Below are 15573 nucleotides of genomic sequence, written 5' to 3'. Positions count from 1 at the left end.
AAACTTTAGCTGGAATACAAGCATAAGTTAGTTTTTGAAGTAATAAACAACTAATGACCAGTATCTTACGGGGAAAATTCCTCAATCCGTTTGATAATATTTTTTTCTAATATTTTTTTTAACAATAAAAAGTAAATTTATTGTTTTAAAAGATTTCAAAGATTTAGATAAAGGGTTAAATTTGCCGTAATCATTTTTTAAAACAAACTAATTTTATAATCCTTGGAAAATAAAAAGGCGCTCAAATTAATTGACAAAATTCTGACTGATCTAGAAAAATCTGGAATCAATACAGATACTCTAATAGAGGATCTTAAATCTTTGAGATCTTATGCTTTAGAACAGCAAGTACCATTGGTGGTAAAAGTGTTAAGACTTACTTATGAACATATCGAAGAAAATGATAGTTTTCTTATCCCTATTCCAGATGATGAACCTATCGAAGAACAAGAAGAGGGCAATGAAGCACCAGTAGTGAATAATGAAGATGTAAATCCGGTAGAAAGCCTTATGTATCTTGTTTCCTTATTTAAGGATTTAAAAAATAAAATGAATGTTATGGATTTGGCAGATTATAGAGATGCCTTGAATGCATAGAATATATATAATACTATTTTTCTTCTATAGTATCTTAAAAACCTTGATCATTTTTCAGGGTTTTTTTAGTTTAAATACATAAAGTTAATTGTACACTACCCTCTTTATAACCAACGTTTTGGAACGTTTTATGTATACATTGTAATTATTATAACAACTTCTCGACAAATTTTATGATTTTATAAACGATAAAAAATCAATTATATATTATTTTTGTTGCCTTGTGGAAAAATTGTTATGAAAATGAATCCCCGATCTGTAAAAAAAACACGATTGCAATTATTGCATCAATACTATAGCTATACAGGTTTCTATAAATTTTTAGGAATCAGTTTAAAAAAAGCATTACCTCCTATCCTACTCTTTATAGCAGGTCTATTGATCGTAAACTATTTTGTTATTAATATCAATGATTTACTGATTTATGTAACAGAAAACTATTCAGACTATGTAGTTTTTAGTGTGTTTTTTGCTTCAGAATCTTTGTTGGGCCTTATTCCTCCAGAAATTTTCATTGCCTGGAGTGACAAAACAACTAGCCCTATCTTATATCTCTCTATACTTGCCCTATTGTCTTATTTAGGAGGAATTATCTCCTATTTCATAGGAAAATCAATTACCAAAATCCCCTCAGTTCACGAATATTTAGAGGTTAAAATGGCAAAACATATTAGGAATACTCGCAAATGGGGAGGGTTTTTAATTGTAGTAGGAGCATTACTTCCAATTCCTTTTTCTATTACCAGTATTGCCGCAGGAATGATAAAATATCCTTTTATTAGTTATTTACTTTTTGGACTGTTGCGTTTTGTAAGATTCTATTTGTATGCTGTTGCTATTTTTAGTTTAGTATAGAACTTATTAGAACAAAATAACCTGTAGGGTAATCATATATCTGAATTGATTTGTTTTTATGGAAAAACTAACTCGGTATTTTTATAAAGTTTTAGTTTCTAATGGCTTTTCAGAAACAATGGCAGAATACCTGAATGTGGTTATTGGTGTTTGCTTATTACTGGTAACATTATTTGTTCTAGATAAAATCATCCGAAAGGTAATCTTAAATCTTTTTAAAAGATATGCTTCAAAATCAAAGAATACTTTTGATGATTATTTAGTAAAAAACAGAACATTTGATTACTTATCGCACATCATACCATTATCCATAAGTATTTGGATAATACCTAAGCTTTTTATAGCTTTTCCCATTGCAGAAAACTATCTAGAAATCCTATTTGATATTTTTGTTATCGCATTAACCATTTGGATTGTAAGAAGCATCCTGAGAACACTCAGGGATTTTCTTAAATCCTTAGAATCTTTTAAGGATAAACCCATAGACAGTTATGTTCAGGTTTTTATGATTGTCGTATGGTCTATTGGAGCCATTTTTATTTTCTCATCGATTACAGGAAAATCAATATGGACATTTCTAACTGCTCTTGGTGCTATGTCTGCTGTTATTTTATTAATATTTAAAGACACTATACTAGGTTTTGTTGCTAGTATACGGGTAGCTGTAAATGATACTGTTAGGATTGGTGATTGGATTACCATGGATAAATATGGTGCCGATGGAGATGTTATAGAAATAAACCTATCCTCTGTTAAAGTTCAGAATTTTGATAAGACAATTACAACAATTCCTACATATCATTTAACTTCTCAATCCTTCAGAAATTGGCGTGGTATGATGGATTCTGGTGGACGTAGAATCAAAAGAGCTATTTTAATAAAAGCCTCTAGTATTAAATTCTTATCAGAAAATGATGTAGATCGTCTTAAAAAAGTAGAAATTATTAAAGAATATCTGAACGAAGCACAGGAAAAGATAAGTTCATATAATAAAGAACATCATATAAATAAAGAAGTTCTAATGAATGGTAATAACTTATCTAATATGGGTGTTTTTAGAAAATATGTAGAATCTTACCTAGAGAGTCATCCAAATATCAATAATGAGATGATGATTATGAGTCGCCAATTAGCGCCTACCTCTCAGGGAACACCTTTAGAAATTTATGCTTTTAGTAATGATAAAGTCTGGAAAAACTATGAAAAAATAGTTGCAGACATTTTTGATCATTTATTATCTGCTATCCCTTATTTTGATCTCGAAATATTTGAATTAGACTATCGTAATAAAAAATAGGTATTTATTAACGTTTGGATATATTCTGAGCCTTAAATTTGCATCCAATTTTAAACAAATAAAAAATATGATTACCAGTTTCAGATTTATTAGCTATCTCGAAGGAATTTCATACTTAGCTATCCTATTTGTTACGATGCCACTTAAGTACTTATTTGCATCTCCTGAGCCTAATAAGATAATTGGTATGGCACACGGTTTTTTATTTCTTGCTTATATTGTATTTGCTTTTTTAGTAAAACCAGAAAAAAGATGGGATAATAAGACATTGGTAATAGTACTGATATGCTCCATAATTCCTTTTGGAACTTTCTGGATGGATGGAAAGTATTTGAATAAAAAAGTAAGTGAGTAAAGGAGTGTGTGAGTCAGTGAGTATCCTTATATTATTCATAACACTCTAATAATATAATACTCACCTCTAAAATACTCAATAACTCATTGCCTACTCCGGATATTCAATCCTTAAATGGTAGATATTGGTTAACTTTCGTTTAAAGACCTTCTTGACTTGTTGGATTTCTTTAAATGTAATGTTTGCATTAAGAAATTGACCTTCGTCCATTTGTTTATTCACTATCTTCTCCACAAATGAATCAATTAAACTACTGGTTGGATTTTTCAAACTCTTGGAAGCGGCCTCTACACTATCACTCATCATCAAAATTGCAGTTTCTTTAGAAAAAGGTTTCGGTCCTGGATATTGAAAATCTTCCATGTTCACATTCTCATTAATTTCCTTGGCTTTCATATAAAAATAATAAACCGTACTGGTTCCGTGATGTGTTCTTATAAAATCAATTACACGATCTGGTAATTTGTTCTTTTTGGCGATCTCAATACCTCTTATAACGTGATTGATGATAATATTAGCACTTTCTTTAGGAGATAATACATCGTGTGCATTTCCTGATGCCGTTTGATTTTCAGTAAAATATGTGGGATTCGCCATTTTACCAATATCATGATATAAAGCTCCTACTCTAACCAACATTACATTTGCTCCTATTTCACTAGCTGCAGCTTCTGCAATATTGGCAACATTAAGAGAATGATGAAAGGTTCCTGGAGCTTTATCAGATAGTTCTCTTAATAAAGAAGAATTAGTATCACTAAGCTCCAAAAGAGAAACATCAGAGATGAGACCAAACATCTTTTCATAAGCATAAATCAATGGATGTACTATTAATGTAGCAAAACCACTTATAACGAATAACCCAATAGTTGTCCAATCAATATCACTAATACTTCCTTCATGAATTATATGAAAAGCAATATAAGCCAAAATGTAGATCCCAGTAATCTGTCCAACTGTAATGAATAAGTTTGCTCTTTTATAAGATTCAGAAATAGTTAGTATGGTAACAATACCAGCAATAATTTGTAAAAACGTATATTCATAACTATTCGGAACAACAAACCCTAAAATCATTACTGTTACTACGTGCGTAAATAATCCAAGTCGAGAATCAAAGAAAGCCTTTAAAATCAACGGTAAAATACATAACGGAACTATGTAAATATAATCTGACTTGTATTTAACCACCAATGTAGTGATTAAGACCATTAACAGAATATTAAATGCGATAAAAGTAACCTGAGTATTATTATCATAAATATCCCTTCTATACTTTCGTATGAAAAGCAATAACATTAACAAAGCTAGAGAAACTAGAATCCCATACCCAAAAACAATCCAATAAAAGTTCTTATCACTCCATACTTGTGACTCATATTCCGCTTTTAAAGATGTAAGTATTTGCAATCTGTTTCCTTCTACTACCTCTCCTTTTGCAATGATCCTACTTCCTTTAGAAACACTACCTCTAGTAGTAAGTACCTGAGCTAATTCATTTTCTAGTGTACTTTCAGTTAATTTTTGATTTAGAGATACGTTTGGTTTAATTAAATCATAAAATAAGGCTACAAAACCACTTTTAAATTTAACATATTCGCTTTTATCAATTCTAGAGTTGATAAGTGCGGTAACCGCATTAGGTGTCAATATTTGTCCAAAAGTGATAGCTTCTGCTTTATTACCTTTATTAAGAAAGATCTGTCTTTTACTCTCATAGGCATATGATTCTTGTAAAACACCATATCTATAAATATCATTAAGAAGTATCCTACCAAAAAGCTTTGCCTGTTTTCCTGAACTACTTTGATCTAAAGTTTCTAAATTACTTTTAAACGCAGCATTATAATTATCTTTTGCAGTATTTGATATAATAGTATCATACTCAAAATACGGTATGTTATTATCTTCGATACGTTTCTTCTCTGCGTCAATATCTTCCTGAGTTTTTGCAATAGCAAAATCAAACGGAGCATATAAGTTTTCATACTGCCAAGGCTTTCCTTTTGTAAACTCATACTTAAAAACCCCTCCTTTTGGGAATAAATATACTATGAGAATCAATGTACTAACAAAAAGAAACCCTTTATATAAAAAGGATTGATTTTTATAAAAATTATTTAAAAACTTTTTCACCAGAATATTCGTATAGATTACTCAAAAGTACTAAAAAATAAGTCAGTACAAAGAAGGTCAAAAAATAGCCCATCGTATAATTTAGGATTAGTAAATCCTATCAATAACTTAGCTATGTATATCCTTCAAAAATCCTTAAATTCGCAAAATAACAAACACACATATATTAAATTCGAATATAATGAGCAAAGACGTTGTAATAGTATCAGCAGCACGTACTCCAATAGGTAGTTTTTTAGGAAGTTTATCTACGGTTCCTGCTACACAATTAGGATCCATAGCAATAAAAGGTGCATTAGATAAAATTAATTTAGACCCTTCATTGGTTGAAGAAGTATTTATGGGTAATGTTGTACAAGCCGGAAACGGACAAGCACCAGCCCGACAAGCAGCTTTGGGAGCTGGTCTGAATGATTCGGTACCTTGTACTACAGTTAATAAGGTATGTGCCAGTGGTATGAAAGCTGTAATGCATGCAGCTCAGGCAATTGCACTAGGTGATGCTGATATTATAGTAGCTGGTGGAATGGAAAACATGAGTTTGATTCCTCATTATGTAAGACTTAGAGCTGGACATAAATTTGGCCCTCAAACACTAGAAGATGGTATGCAACGTGATGGTTTAGTAGATGTGTACGATCAAAATGCTATGGGAGTTTGTGCAGATTTGTGCGCAACAGAACATAATTTTAGCAGAGAAGATCAAGATGCTTTCGCTATTCAATCGTATAAACGCTCTGCAAAGGCCTGGTCAGAAGGTAAATTTGCTAATGAAGTTGTTCCCGTTCCAGTACCACAACGTCGTGGAGAACCTGTAATGGTTACAGAAGATGAAGAATATAGAAACGTAAAAATGGAGAAAATTCCCGCCTTGCGTCCCGCTTTTACAAAAGAAGGAACAGTCACAGCTGCGAATGCTTCCACCATTAATGATGGCGCAGGAGCTGTAGTAGTAATGAGTGCAGAAAAAGCAGCGGAGCTTGGATTAAAACCGTTGGTAAAAATTAAAAGTTATGCAGATGCAGCTCAGGAACCTAAGTGGTTTACAACAGCACCAGCAAAAGCATTACCAAAAGCTATCGATAAAGCAGGAATCAAATTAGAGGATGTAGATTTCTTTGAATTCAATGAAGCTTTCTCTGTAGTAGGATTGGCTAATATGAAAATACTTGGGTTGAATGACTCTAATACCAATGTTAATGGTGGAGCGGTATCTTTAGGACACCCATTAGGATGTTCTGGTGTTCGTATTTTAATTACATTGATGAATGTATTAGAACAAAATAATGCAAAAACCGGAGCAGCAGCTATTTGTAATGGTGGTGGTGGTGCTTCAGCAATGGTAATTGAGCGTCTATAATTAGCGTATCAAATATCATAGAAATTTATTAAATGTTTAATATCTAGTACCTATAAAGATTCATGCTATACGGTATTTGCAATCTTAGTATTGTCCCTTTACGTTTTGAACCAAGTGATCCTAGTGAAATGGTATCACAGGTTTTATATGGTGATCATTTTAAAATTTTAGAAAAACGAAAAAAATGGAGCCGAATCCGCTTAGCTTTTGATACCTATGAAGGTTGGATTGATAATAAACAGTATGTAGAGATTACAGAAGAAGAATATAAAGATTTTGATACAAAACCATTAGATGTAACTGCTGATTTAATTGATTTTGTAAGCTGTAGAGATAATCAGTTAATGCCAATTGCTTTAGGTTCGTCATTAGGAGCTTTAGATTTTTTTGAACATCAATATGATGGTAATAGAATTACAGAGCAACAACCAAAAGAAAAATTAGTAGAAACAGCATTTATGTTTCTGAATGCTCCTTATTTATGGGGCGGAAAAACAAATTTTGGTATCGATTGTAGTGGTTTTACCCAAATAGTTTATAAACTAAACGGATATAAATTATTGCGTGATGCTTCTTTACAGGCAACGCAAGGAGATCCTTTAAGTTTTATCGAAGAAAGCGAACCGGGTGATCTGGCATTTTTTGATAATGACGAAGGAGCAATTACCCATGTCGGTATTATTATGAAAGATAACTATATTATCCACGCGCATGGCAAAGTGCGTGTGGATCGTATAGATCATACCGGAATTTTTAATGCAGAACAACGCTTATACACTCATAAATTAAGAGTTATTAAGCGAATTGTATAACAGAACAAAAAAATATGGAATCTCAGGAATTAAAAATAGTAAGAGTTCTTCCTGAAGATAACCATAAACTTCTGGAGATTGGCCGTCAAACATTCTACGATGCTTTTGGTCCTCCGCATAATACACCAGAGAATATTCATTATTATCTAAGTCAGAAATTTACCTTAGAAAAAATTACAAACGAGATTCTAAATCCTGAATCTCAATTCTTCTTCGCTTTGTATAAAGATGAACTGGTTGGCTATTTAAAACTAAACTTTGGAACAGCGCAAACAGAAGTTATATCAGAAGACTCTATAGAAATTGAACGGATTTATGTAATAAACACTCATCAAGGTCAGGGTATTGGCCAGTATCTTTTGGATAAAACAGTAAAAATTGCCAAAGAAAAAGAAATAACCTTCATATGGTTAGGAGTTTGGGATAAAAATAAAAGAGCAATACAATTTTACGAGCGAATTGGATTTAAAACCTTTGGCAAGCACCCATTTATGTTAGGTTCTGATAAGCAAACAGATATCCTGATGAAGTTGATTCTATAAGCATTTTAAAATTTTAATATTTTTATAACATTTCGCTTTAATAATTATAATTAATTTTGAAACGATCATTTCAATAATATGCCAAAAGTAGAAACTTTTAATAGAGAACAAGTATTGCAAAATGCAACAGAAGTATTCCATAAAAAGGGATATAACGGAACCTCTATGCAAGATTTAGTAGATGCAACTGATCTAAATAGATCTAGTATTTACAATTCTTTTGGGAGCAAACTAGGCATATTTATGGAAGTACTTTCGCATTACCAATCTATTGCCAAAAAAAATATAGGAAAAGAAACAATACAAGCGCAAAATGCTTTAGAAACCATTAAATCAATTTTCGAAATGTATCTGAAAGATATTATTACAGATCCAAATAGAAAAGGTTGCTTGATCGTAAATTGTAAATCTGAAATGACCAATCAAGAACCTTTAATAAAATCTTTTATGGAACAAAATCAAGAGCAAATGTTAGCTGTCTTGGAAGATTTAGTTCATAATGGACAAATGGAAAAGGTTTTTAATGAAGATCAAACTGCAGGTCAGTATGCGCTGTATTTATATTCTGCAATACAAGGATTTCGTATGACAGGAATACTAAATAATAATGAGGATGAACTTAAGAACTTAATAAACACAGTACTAAAAGTACTATATTAATATTTTTTTAACCTATTTTGAAACGATTGTTTCAAATAAAATATAACATGATGAATAAATTAAAAAACAAAGTCGCAGTAATAACCGGAGCTAATAGCGGTATCGGTTTAGCAACCGCAAAATTATATCTTCAAGAAGGTGCCAAAGTAGTAATTTCTGGAAGACGTCAAGAAGCATTGGATGAAGTAGCTAAAGAACTAGAAGGTGATTTCATAACCGTCAAAGCTGATGTTGGTATCGCAGCTGATAACAAACATTTAATACAGGAAGCTACCAATAAATATGGGAAAATCGACATTCTTTTCTTAAACGCAGGAATTGCACCTCCTACTCCTACTACAGACATTACAGAAGAACATTACAATGAAATATTTGACATCAATGTTAAAGGTCCCATTATCGCTACAAAAGAAGCATTACCGCATATAAATGATGGTGGAACAATTCTTTTTACTAATTCTGTCGTACATCAAAAAGGTTTTGACGGATTAGGGATCTATTCTGCTTCCAAAGGAGCTTTACGTGCATATCAAAGAGTATTGACATCAGAAGTGAAATCCCGAGGAATTCGAGTAAATGCAATTGCACCTGGTCCTATTGACACACCAATCTATGGAAAAATGGGGCTTCCAGAAGATGTAGTAGAAGAAATGGGTAAAGGATTTGCACAACAGGTACCTCTTGGACGTTTTGGAACATCCGAAGAGATTGCTAAATCTGCTTTATTCCTAGCCTCTGAGGATGCATCTTATATTAACGGAGTTGAATTAGAAGTAGATGGTGGATTGAGTCAAATTTAGTGTTTTCATTTTTAGTAATTTACCCGAAAAGCACCGTGTTTTAATCATACTGTCACATTGAGCGGAGTCGAAATATATTAAGAGCCAACAATTATTATTTCTCGACTCCGCTCGAAATGACAGACAAACTGTCTTTATCAGACAGTTTTTTTACATAGCTACAGATTGAGCCAATATGTAATCTTTAAGACTATAGATCGAGTACGCACATCAAAAGCAAATCGATTCATCGGATCATCCACATCGCCGGTCAGGTAATTATCTGTATACACTAGAATCAAATCAGATACAGGTGCAAATCTCCATTGAATACGAGCATTGATGTTCGTATTATCATTTTGAGAATTATATTGTATAAAAACTGAGGTAAACAAACTTTTAGAAAAAGTATAGTCTATTCTTGGACTTATCAAATAGGTTTGTCTTGTTCCGTCCAAATGTGGTAAATCAAACACATTCACAGCATAGTTTAAAGAGAAAAAACCCTTAGGTTGAAAACGCATATTAAAACCGCCACTGGTACCGTAGCGCCAACCATTAAAGTATTCTCCAATGTATGGACTTACATTCCAACTGAACACTTTTCTTCTATCACTTCTATAATTTCCGGTAAAACTAACCCAAGAAAAGTCTTGATCAGCCGCCAATTCTACTGAATCAGTACCCGTGGGATCAAAAGGGTCGAATAAATATACATAACTATGATTCAGATTAAATCCAAAGTTTGATCTTTGAGTCAGCTCCCCACCCCATCCAACAGACAAAAAATGATCTGTTTTACCAAATCCGGGGCGCCAAAAAATATCTGCCTCTGCTCCATAACTATGATTATTCAAAAAATCATTCTGAGGATAATAACGTAATTCTGCATTAGGGCTTATTCTAAAGTAATTAGTTCTTGGCACGAATCCTACTTCTGCATTATAATCTTCATGAACATATTCGTGTTTCCAGAGTGCTCCAAACTTTCTAGTATTATAATTAACCGTTGTTCCTTGAGCAATTGCAATATCTGTATCAGGGGTAAAAGTTCCGTGAACAAAACTTTTACCAAACCAGGTGTTACTTCGTGTAGAATAATTATAATCAATACCAGCCATTCTGTTATACCGATTAATATCTAATGTATCTAAATTTTCATCAAAATTGACAGCCTGTTTATTGACGGCAATAATTCCGATATTAGACCGTATACCAATTTTACGCTGTACAACAGCTACTCCAAAGTTAGTTCCAGGTATCCCCTGTTTTTTACTGGATTCAGTTTGCATATTCAATAAACCTACTCTTGTCTTAGGATCTAATTTTCCGCTAATACGCAATCCGCCATAAATTCTATTCTGTACCAATTCTTCTGTAGTAACATCTTCTGATGCTCCAATACGTCTGGAAAAGAATGGATTGATATTAGAAAAACCAAATTGTCCAAAGAGATCGGCATTTTCTAAAAAGAATTGCCTCCTTTCTGGAAAAAAGATTTCAAAACGATCCAGGTTCGTGATTTGTTCATCCACTTCTACTTGTGAGAAATCAGGATTTACAGTTAAATCAAGATTCAATCCTGGTGTTAAAGCGATCTTAGCATCACCACCAACTTCAAAAATCTCATCTGTAGGAGTATTATCTTCATAATCTTTATTAATTCCTGATGAAACAAAAGGTATTAAAGAAATCGCACTACTTTTGGTCGTCAAATCTTCTTCCCAAATCATATCTGCAGTATACGCTAAAGTAAATACTACCTGATTACGAGGTGTTCCTGGATATGTACTAATTTCGTTAGACTGTGTATCGAATCGATAGCTAGTAAATCCCCACTTTTTTGAAGGTATCGGGTACCTAAATGTGCTAAAAGGGATCTCTAATTCAGCAGTATAATAACCATCATACTTCTTGGCTTTTCCTCTCCACTTATTATCCCACGAAGTAGAAAAGTCTTGAAACATATTTCCTCCATTACTAATGGTCCCCTCTCTTAGAACACCTTCTGGATTGATTCCAAAATAAAAAGCATTTGTTTCATCATCAAAAGTATCAAACAATAGCGTAATATTATCATTCCCACCGGCTCTATAGTCTCTGCGTAAAGATTCTACAACCCAATCATTTCCCTTTGCATAACATTTAATTCCTATATATAAATTCTTTTTATCCGTGCACATATAGATTTCTGTTTGTGCAGCAGCTGGCAGAGAATCATTAGGGAAATATTGAGCAAAATCCTTCGCAGGAGTTAATTTTGTCCAAACAGCTTCATCTAATTGACCATCAATGTTTATGGTTTCGTTAGTAGTTCCTACTACAAAAGATTTTTTTTCAGTATTTCCTGATTGGGCATAACTTTGACACCCCCAACCTATATAGAGTATAACGATCCAAAACCTCATATTGAAACTTTCGTATTAATTTTTGATTTTTGCTTATTTTAATATTGAATTCTCAAAAATAGAATACGAAAATTAACTTTATGTTAAAATTATTACAAACAAAACAAGTGGATACTTTGTAGATTATAAAATCAAATAAATTATTATAACTCTAAAATCTGTCGAATCATTTGATTGGTAAATCCCCATTCATTATCATACCAGATCATTACCTTGACTAAATCTCCGTCTACAACTCTTGTCATAGAAGCATCAACAGTAGCAGCATATGGATTCATCTGAATATCAGAAGAAACGATCGGTTCATAAGTAACATCTAATACCTTAAGATATCGATCTGTGTTCGCCTCTTTCTGAAGAATTTCATTAATTTCTTCTGCTGTAGTATTCCTTTGTGCAATGAATGTAACATCACTAATAGAACCTACAGGAACCGGTGTTCTAATCGCGATACCGTCAAACTTACCGTCAAACTGTGGTAATGCTTTAGTTGTGGCAACCGCAGCGCCCGTAGATGTAGGTGTAAGATTGATTGCTCCTGCTCTACCCATTCTTGGGTTTTTCTTAGAAGGTGCATCTACTAACGTTTGTGATGCTGTATAGGCGTGAATTGTATTAAGAATAGCTTTTTTAACTCCAATCGTTCTTCCTAATATCTCAACAACAGGACTAATATTATTAGTTGTACAACTTGCGCATGAAAATATAGCTGTCTTTCCGTCTTCAGTATTCACACCATGAACGACCGTTGGCGTATCCTTACTTTTTGTAGGACCAGAAATTACAACATTAGTTGCACCTGCTTTTATATGTTTTTCCGCATCTTCACTGTTGGTGAAAAAACCTGTACTTTCGATAACAATATCGATGCTATTTTCTTTCCACGGAAGCTGTTCGGGATCTCGTTGATTGAAATATAGTATTTTTTGCCCGTCTATATGCAAATGATCTTCGTGAACACGAACTTCTTTATCGTAAATACCATACACACTATCATATTTCAAAAGATACTGTGCATTTTCGATAGACATTAGGTCATTTACAGCTACTACTTGTAATCCTGGCGTTTCCATAATTACTTTAAGTGCGGCACGCCCTATTCTTCCAAATCCGTTAATTGCTATTCTTTTCATATTCTTATTTTTGTTGGTTTAAAAAGTGGTTAAAACTGTTATGTAATGGTCGTATCGAATGAATAAACATTACATTATTCTTCGATTAAAGAAACACCATTTAGATCCGTAGTTAGCACGTCACTCATATAATCAAAATAAGGACGTAATAACTCAAAATGATGGATTAATTTATCCAGAAAATCTGGTGCAAACACCTCTTTATCTGTAAACTTATGATCTACAAAAAATGATTTGTTTTTAATTAAATCGATCGCAGGGTGATCTTTACTAAATCCTTTGGGTGCAGTCTTAACCTGAAACTCTGTATTAAAACTACCAAAAGCATTTTTAAAATCCGAATTGGCAAGGATGTCTCTTATTTCTTGGTCATCCATTTCAAATTCTTTACGAATACGTAACAAATCTTTGGGTTCAGGACCAAAAAAACCACCAGCCATTAATGAATTTCCTGGCTCCAATCGTAAATAGTAACCGCCTCGACGTTGGGCTCCTGCCCTACTAAAGCTTACACTTCGATGTACATTATAGGGTGTTTTATCCTTGCTAAACCGAACATCACGATTGATACGAAAAACTTTTGTCTTCTCTATCTCATCGTGCTCACCAAGGCGTTCCGCAACAGCAGCATAGAAAACCTTCAATTCCTTTTCATTAGCTTGATAGCGTTTTTTATGTTCTTGCATCCAATCTCGGTGATTATTCTTTTTTAAATCTTTTAAAAATTCAAAAGCTGATTTTGGTATGGTACTCATATGTGAAATTTGATTTTTAAAATTACTAAATTCTAGACGCCTTGTTCAAGTTTAACGTAAATTTATGTATATATCGGAATTTTGAGTGCTAGTTGTTATAATTACCTAAAAAATGTAAGTATTTATAACGAATTAAGACTTCTCTATTTCTTTATTCTATATATTTACTAGACTTTTCAAAAAAAGGTACGATGACTAAAGTAAAAGATCAAATCATAGCTAAGATCAAGGAACAGAAAAAAAATCCCAATCTAAAGCTACAATTGAAAGAAAGAACCGAGTATTTTACCAATCTACTTTTCTATACCTTATTCGATTCAGATACTGAAGTAGAAGAGAATATTGATATTTTAGAACAAACTTTTGAAGAACTAGTTGATCTTGCCTGTTGGGAGACTGAAAAACCATGTAGTAAAATCTGGCAATCTTATCTGGAGAAATTACCAGAGGTTTTGCAAAAATTAAATAAAGATGCAGACTCTTTTATGAAAAGTGACCCTGCTGCTAATTCTATCGAAGAAGTGTATCTGGCATATCCCGGATTTTATGCAATTGCAATATATAGACTAAGTCACGAATTATTAAAATTTGGTTTACCATTAATCCCCAGATTAATGACAGAGTATTCTCATAGATTAACAGGTACGGATATAAATCCAGGTGCAGAAATTGGGGAATCTTTTTTTATTGATCACGCAACAGGAATTGTTATTGGTGAAACCGCAATTATAAAAAACAATGTAAAGATATATCAAGGTGTTACACTTGGAGGTCTATATGTAGATAGAAAACTTCGAAACGTAAAAAGACATCCAACGGTAGAAGACAATGTGACCATTTATGCTAATGCAACTATATTAGGTGGTACCACAGTTATTGGAGCCAATAGTACTGTTGGTGGTAATGCATGGATTACGTCTTCGGTGCCAGAAAACTCGATTATATCAAATACTTCAGAAATTAAGATCAAAAAAGTTGTTTAATGTCGCATAGCATTTTAGACCTTATAGGAAATACGCCTTTAGTAAAGGCTACTTCTATTATAAAGAACCCGAATATTACATTATATCTTAAGCTAGAAGGTCATAATCCTGGAGGAAGCGTTAAAGATCGTGCAGCATATAACATGATCAAATCTGCATTAGACCGTGGCGATATAGATCAAACTACTAAACTAATTGAAGCAACTAGCGGAAATACAGGTATTGCATTGGCTATGATTGCTGGAATCTTCAAATTAGATATAGAGCTGGTAATGCCAGAGAACTCTACTAAAGAACGTGTACAAACCATGCGTGCATATGGAGCAAAGGTTACATTAACTTCTGAAGACATTGGTATTGAAGGGGCTCGTGATTATGCTGAAGCGAAAGTGACTAATGAAGGCTATGTAATGCTTAATCAGTTTGCTAATGATGATAACTGGAAAGCACATTACAAAACCACCGGCCCTGAAATCTGGAAAGATACTGAGGGTAAAATTACTCACTTTGTATCTTCTATGGGAACAACAGGAACCATTATGGGAACCTCTACATATCTCAAAGAACAATCTCGAGAAGTACAAATAGTTGGTGTGCAACCTACAGATGAATCCAGAATTCCTGGAATCCGAAAATGGCCAAAAGAATATCTACCAAAAATATTTAATCCAGATAAAGTAGATCAAGTTATAGAAGTTAGTCAGGATGAAGCTACAGAAATGGCTAAAAGACTAGCAAAAGAAGAAGGTGTTTTTTCTGGAATGAGTAGTGGTGGTTCTGTCACTGCAGCCTTAAAATTAGCAGAAACCCTTGATACTGGAGTGCTGGTAGCCATTATTTGTGATCGTGGGGACAGATATTTAAGCTCTGATTTATTTTCGTAAATAAAAGTATATTTTAA

At 33.0% G+C, this 15573-nt stretch carries 15 protein-coding genes; 11 read left to right on the top strand and 4 right to left on the bottom strand.

Annotated features, from left to right (window positions below; all coding sequences use genetic code 11):
- Positions 1-222 precede the first annotated feature (222 nt).
- The 4 genes from Q0829_RS02930 to Q0829_RS02915 all read left to right on the top strand — a co-directional run bounded on the left by Q0829_RS02930 (position 223) and on the right by Q0829_RS02915 (position 3104).
- Positions 223-597 carry a hypothetical protein gene (locus Q0829_RS02930; RefSeq protein ID WP_298539736.1) on the top strand — a complete coding sequence of 125 codons (375 nt, stop codon included), beginning with the start codon at positions 223-225 and terminating at the stop codon, positions 595-597.
- 237 nt (positions 598-834) lie between these two features.
- Positions 835-1452, top strand: coding sequence for a VTT domain-containing protein (locus tag Q0829_RS02925; RefSeq protein ID WP_298539735.1), 618 nt, complete (start codon positions 835-837; stop codon positions 1450-1452).
- A 58-nt stretch (positions 1453-1510) separates the two neighbouring features.
- Entirely contained in the window at positions 1511-2749 is a 1239-nt protein-coding gene (locus Q0829_RS02920) for a mechanosensitive ion channel domain-containing protein (protein ID WP_298539733.1), read from the top strand.
- A 67-nt stretch (positions 2750-2816) separates the two neighbouring features.
- Positions 2817-3104 (top strand): DUF3817 domain-containing protein, encoded by a 288-nt coding sequence (locus Q0829_RS02915; protein WP_298539730.1) that lies wholly within the window; start codon positions 2817-2819, stop codon positions 3102-3104.
- 90 nt (positions 3105-3194) lie between these two features.
- Here the strand turns inward: Q0829_RS02915 and Q0829_RS02910 are convergent, their stop codons facing one another.
- A complete protein-coding gene (locus Q0829_RS02910; protein ID WP_298539727.1) occupies positions 3195-5240 on the bottom strand; it encodes an HDIG domain-containing metalloprotein in 2046 nt (681 codons plus the stop codon).
- 181 nt (positions 5241-5421) lie between these two features.
- On the opposite strand from Q0829_RS02910, the gene Q0829_RS02905 reads away from it, so the two are divergent.
- The 5 genes from Q0829_RS02905 (at position 5422) to Q0829_RS02885 (ending at position 9414) form a co-directional block, all read left to right on the top strand.
- Positions 5422-6600, top strand: a complete 1179-nt coding sequence (locus tag Q0829_RS02905) for an acetyl-CoA C-acyltransferase (RefSeq protein ID WP_298539724.1) — start codon at positions 5422-5424, stop codon at positions 6598-6600.
- A gap of 62 nt (positions 6601-6662) precedes the next feature.
- Complete coding sequence (locus Q0829_RS02900; protein ID WP_298539721.1) at positions 6663-7412, top strand: C40 family peptidase; 750 nt, start codon at positions 6663-6665, stop codon at positions 7410-7412.
- 14 nt (positions 7413-7426) lie between these two features.
- Entirely contained in the window at positions 7427-7954 is a 528-nt protein-coding gene (locus Q0829_RS02895; RefSeq protein WP_298539718.1) for a GNAT family N-acetyltransferase, read from the top strand.
- 78 nt (positions 7955-8032) lie between these two features.
- Positions 8033-8614: a TetR/AcrR family transcriptional regulator gene (locus Q0829_RS02890; protein ID WP_298539715.1), complete on the top strand. Its 582-nt coding sequence runs from the start codon at positions 8033-8035 to the stop codon at positions 8612-8614.
- A 50-nt stretch (positions 8615-8664) separates the two neighbouring features.
- Positions 8665-9414 (top strand): glucose 1-dehydrogenase, encoded by a 750-nt coding sequence (locus tag Q0829_RS02885; RefSeq protein ID WP_298539712.1) that lies wholly within the window; start codon positions 8665-8667, stop codon positions 9412-9414.
- Between the two features lie 158 nt (positions 9415-9572).
- On the opposite strand, the gene Q0829_RS02880 is transcribed toward Q0829_RS02885, so the two are convergent.
- The 3 genes from Q0829_RS02880 to Q0829_RS02870 form a co-directional block, all read right to left on the bottom strand.
- Positions 9573-11801, bottom strand: coding sequence for a DUF5916 domain-containing protein (locus Q0829_RS02880; protein WP_298539710.1), 2229 nt, complete (start codon positions 11799-11801; stop codon positions 9573-9575).
- A 143-nt stretch (positions 11802-11944) separates the two neighbouring features.
- Positions 11945-12934 (bottom strand): type I glyceraldehyde-3-phosphate dehydrogenase, encoded by a 990-nt coding sequence (gene gap / locus Q0829_RS02875; protein ID WP_298539708.1) that lies wholly within the window; start codon positions 12932-12934, stop codon positions 11945-11947.
- Positions 12935-13008: 74 nt separating this feature from the next.
- Positions 13009-13689: a DUF2461 domain-containing protein gene (locus tag Q0829_RS02870; RefSeq protein WP_298539707.1), complete on the bottom strand. Its 681-nt coding sequence runs from the start codon at positions 13687-13689 to the stop codon at positions 13009-13011.
- Positions 13690-13880: 191 nt separating this feature from the next.
- On the opposite strand from Q0829_RS02870, the gene epsC reads away from it, so the two are divergent.
- Positions 13881-14672, top strand: coding sequence for a serine O-acetyltransferase EpsC (gene epsC, locus Q0829_RS02865; protein WP_298539705.1), 792 nt, complete (start codon positions 13881-13883; stop codon positions 14670-14672).
- Positions 14672-15556, top strand: a complete 885-nt coding sequence (gene cysM / locus Q0829_RS02860) for a cysteine synthase CysM (protein WP_298539703.1) — start codon at positions 14672-14674, stop codon at positions 15554-15556. The genes epsC and cysM overlap by 1 nt, the downstream gene beginning before the upstream one ends.
- Positions 15557-15573 lie beyond the last annotated feature (17 nt).

Origin of the sequence: uncultured Aquimarina sp., from assembly GCF_947492405.1 — a bacterium.
GTDB lineage: Bacteria > Bacteroidota > Bacteroidia > Flavobacteriales > Flavobacteriaceae > Aquimarina.
This window is presented reverse-complemented; position numbering and strand designations above follow the sequence as displayed.

What these genes read in the sequence shown, in the direction of transcription:
- Q0829_RS02925 (WP_298539735.1), top strand. Translation starts at nt 835, where the DNA reads ATGAAAATGAATCCCCGATCTGTAAAAAAAACACGATTGCAATTATTG.
- Q0829_RS02920 (WP_298539733.1), top strand. Translation starts at nt 1,511, where the DNA reads ATGGAAAAACTAACTCGGTATTTTTATAAAGTTTTAGTTTCTAATGGC.
- Q0829_RS02915 (WP_298539730.1), top strand. Translation starts at nt 2,817, where the DNA reads ATGATTACCAGTTTCAGATTTATTAGCTATCTCGAAGGAATTTCATAC.
- Q0829_RS02905 (WP_298539724.1), top strand. Translation starts at nt 5,422, where the DNA reads ATGAGCAAAGACGTTGTAATAGTATCAGCAGCACGTACTCCAATAGGT.
- Q0829_RS02900 (WP_298539721.1), top strand. Translation starts at nt 6,663, where the DNA reads ATGCTATACGGTATTTGCAATCTTAGTATTGTCCCTTTACGTTTTGAA.
- Q0829_RS02895 (WP_298539718.1), top strand. Translation starts at nt 7,427, where the DNA reads ATGGAATCTCAGGAATTAAAAATAGTAAGAGTTCTTCCTGAAGATAAC.
- Q0829_RS02890 (WP_298539715.1), top strand. Translation starts at nt 8,033, where the DNA reads ATGCCAAAAGTAGAAACTTTTAATAGAGAACAAGTATTGCAAAATGCA.
- Q0829_RS02885 (WP_298539712.1), top strand. Translation starts at nt 8,665, where the DNA reads ATGAATAAATTAAAAAACAAAGTCGCAGTAATAACCGGAGCTAATAGC.
- Q0829_RS02880 (WP_298539710.1), bottom strand. Translation starts at nt 11,801, where the DNA reads ATGAGGTTTTGGATCGTTATACTCTATATAGGTTGGGGGTGTCAAAGT.
- gap (WP_298539708.1), bottom strand. Translation starts at nt 12,934, where the DNA reads ATGAAAAGAATAGCAATTAACGGATTTGGAAGAATAGGGCGTGCCGCA.
- Q0829_RS02870 (WP_298539707.1), bottom strand. Translation starts at nt 13,689, where the DNA reads ATGAGTACCATACCAAAATCAGCTTTTGAATTTTTAAAAGATTTAAAA.
- epsC (WP_298539705.1), top strand. Translation starts at nt 13,881, where the DNA reads ATGACTAAAGTAAAAGATCAAATCATAGCTAAGATCAAGGAACAGAAA.
- cysM (WP_298539703.1), top strand. Translation starts at nt 14,672, where the DNA reads ATGTCGCATAGCATTTTAGACCTTATAGGAAATACGCCTTTAGTAAAG.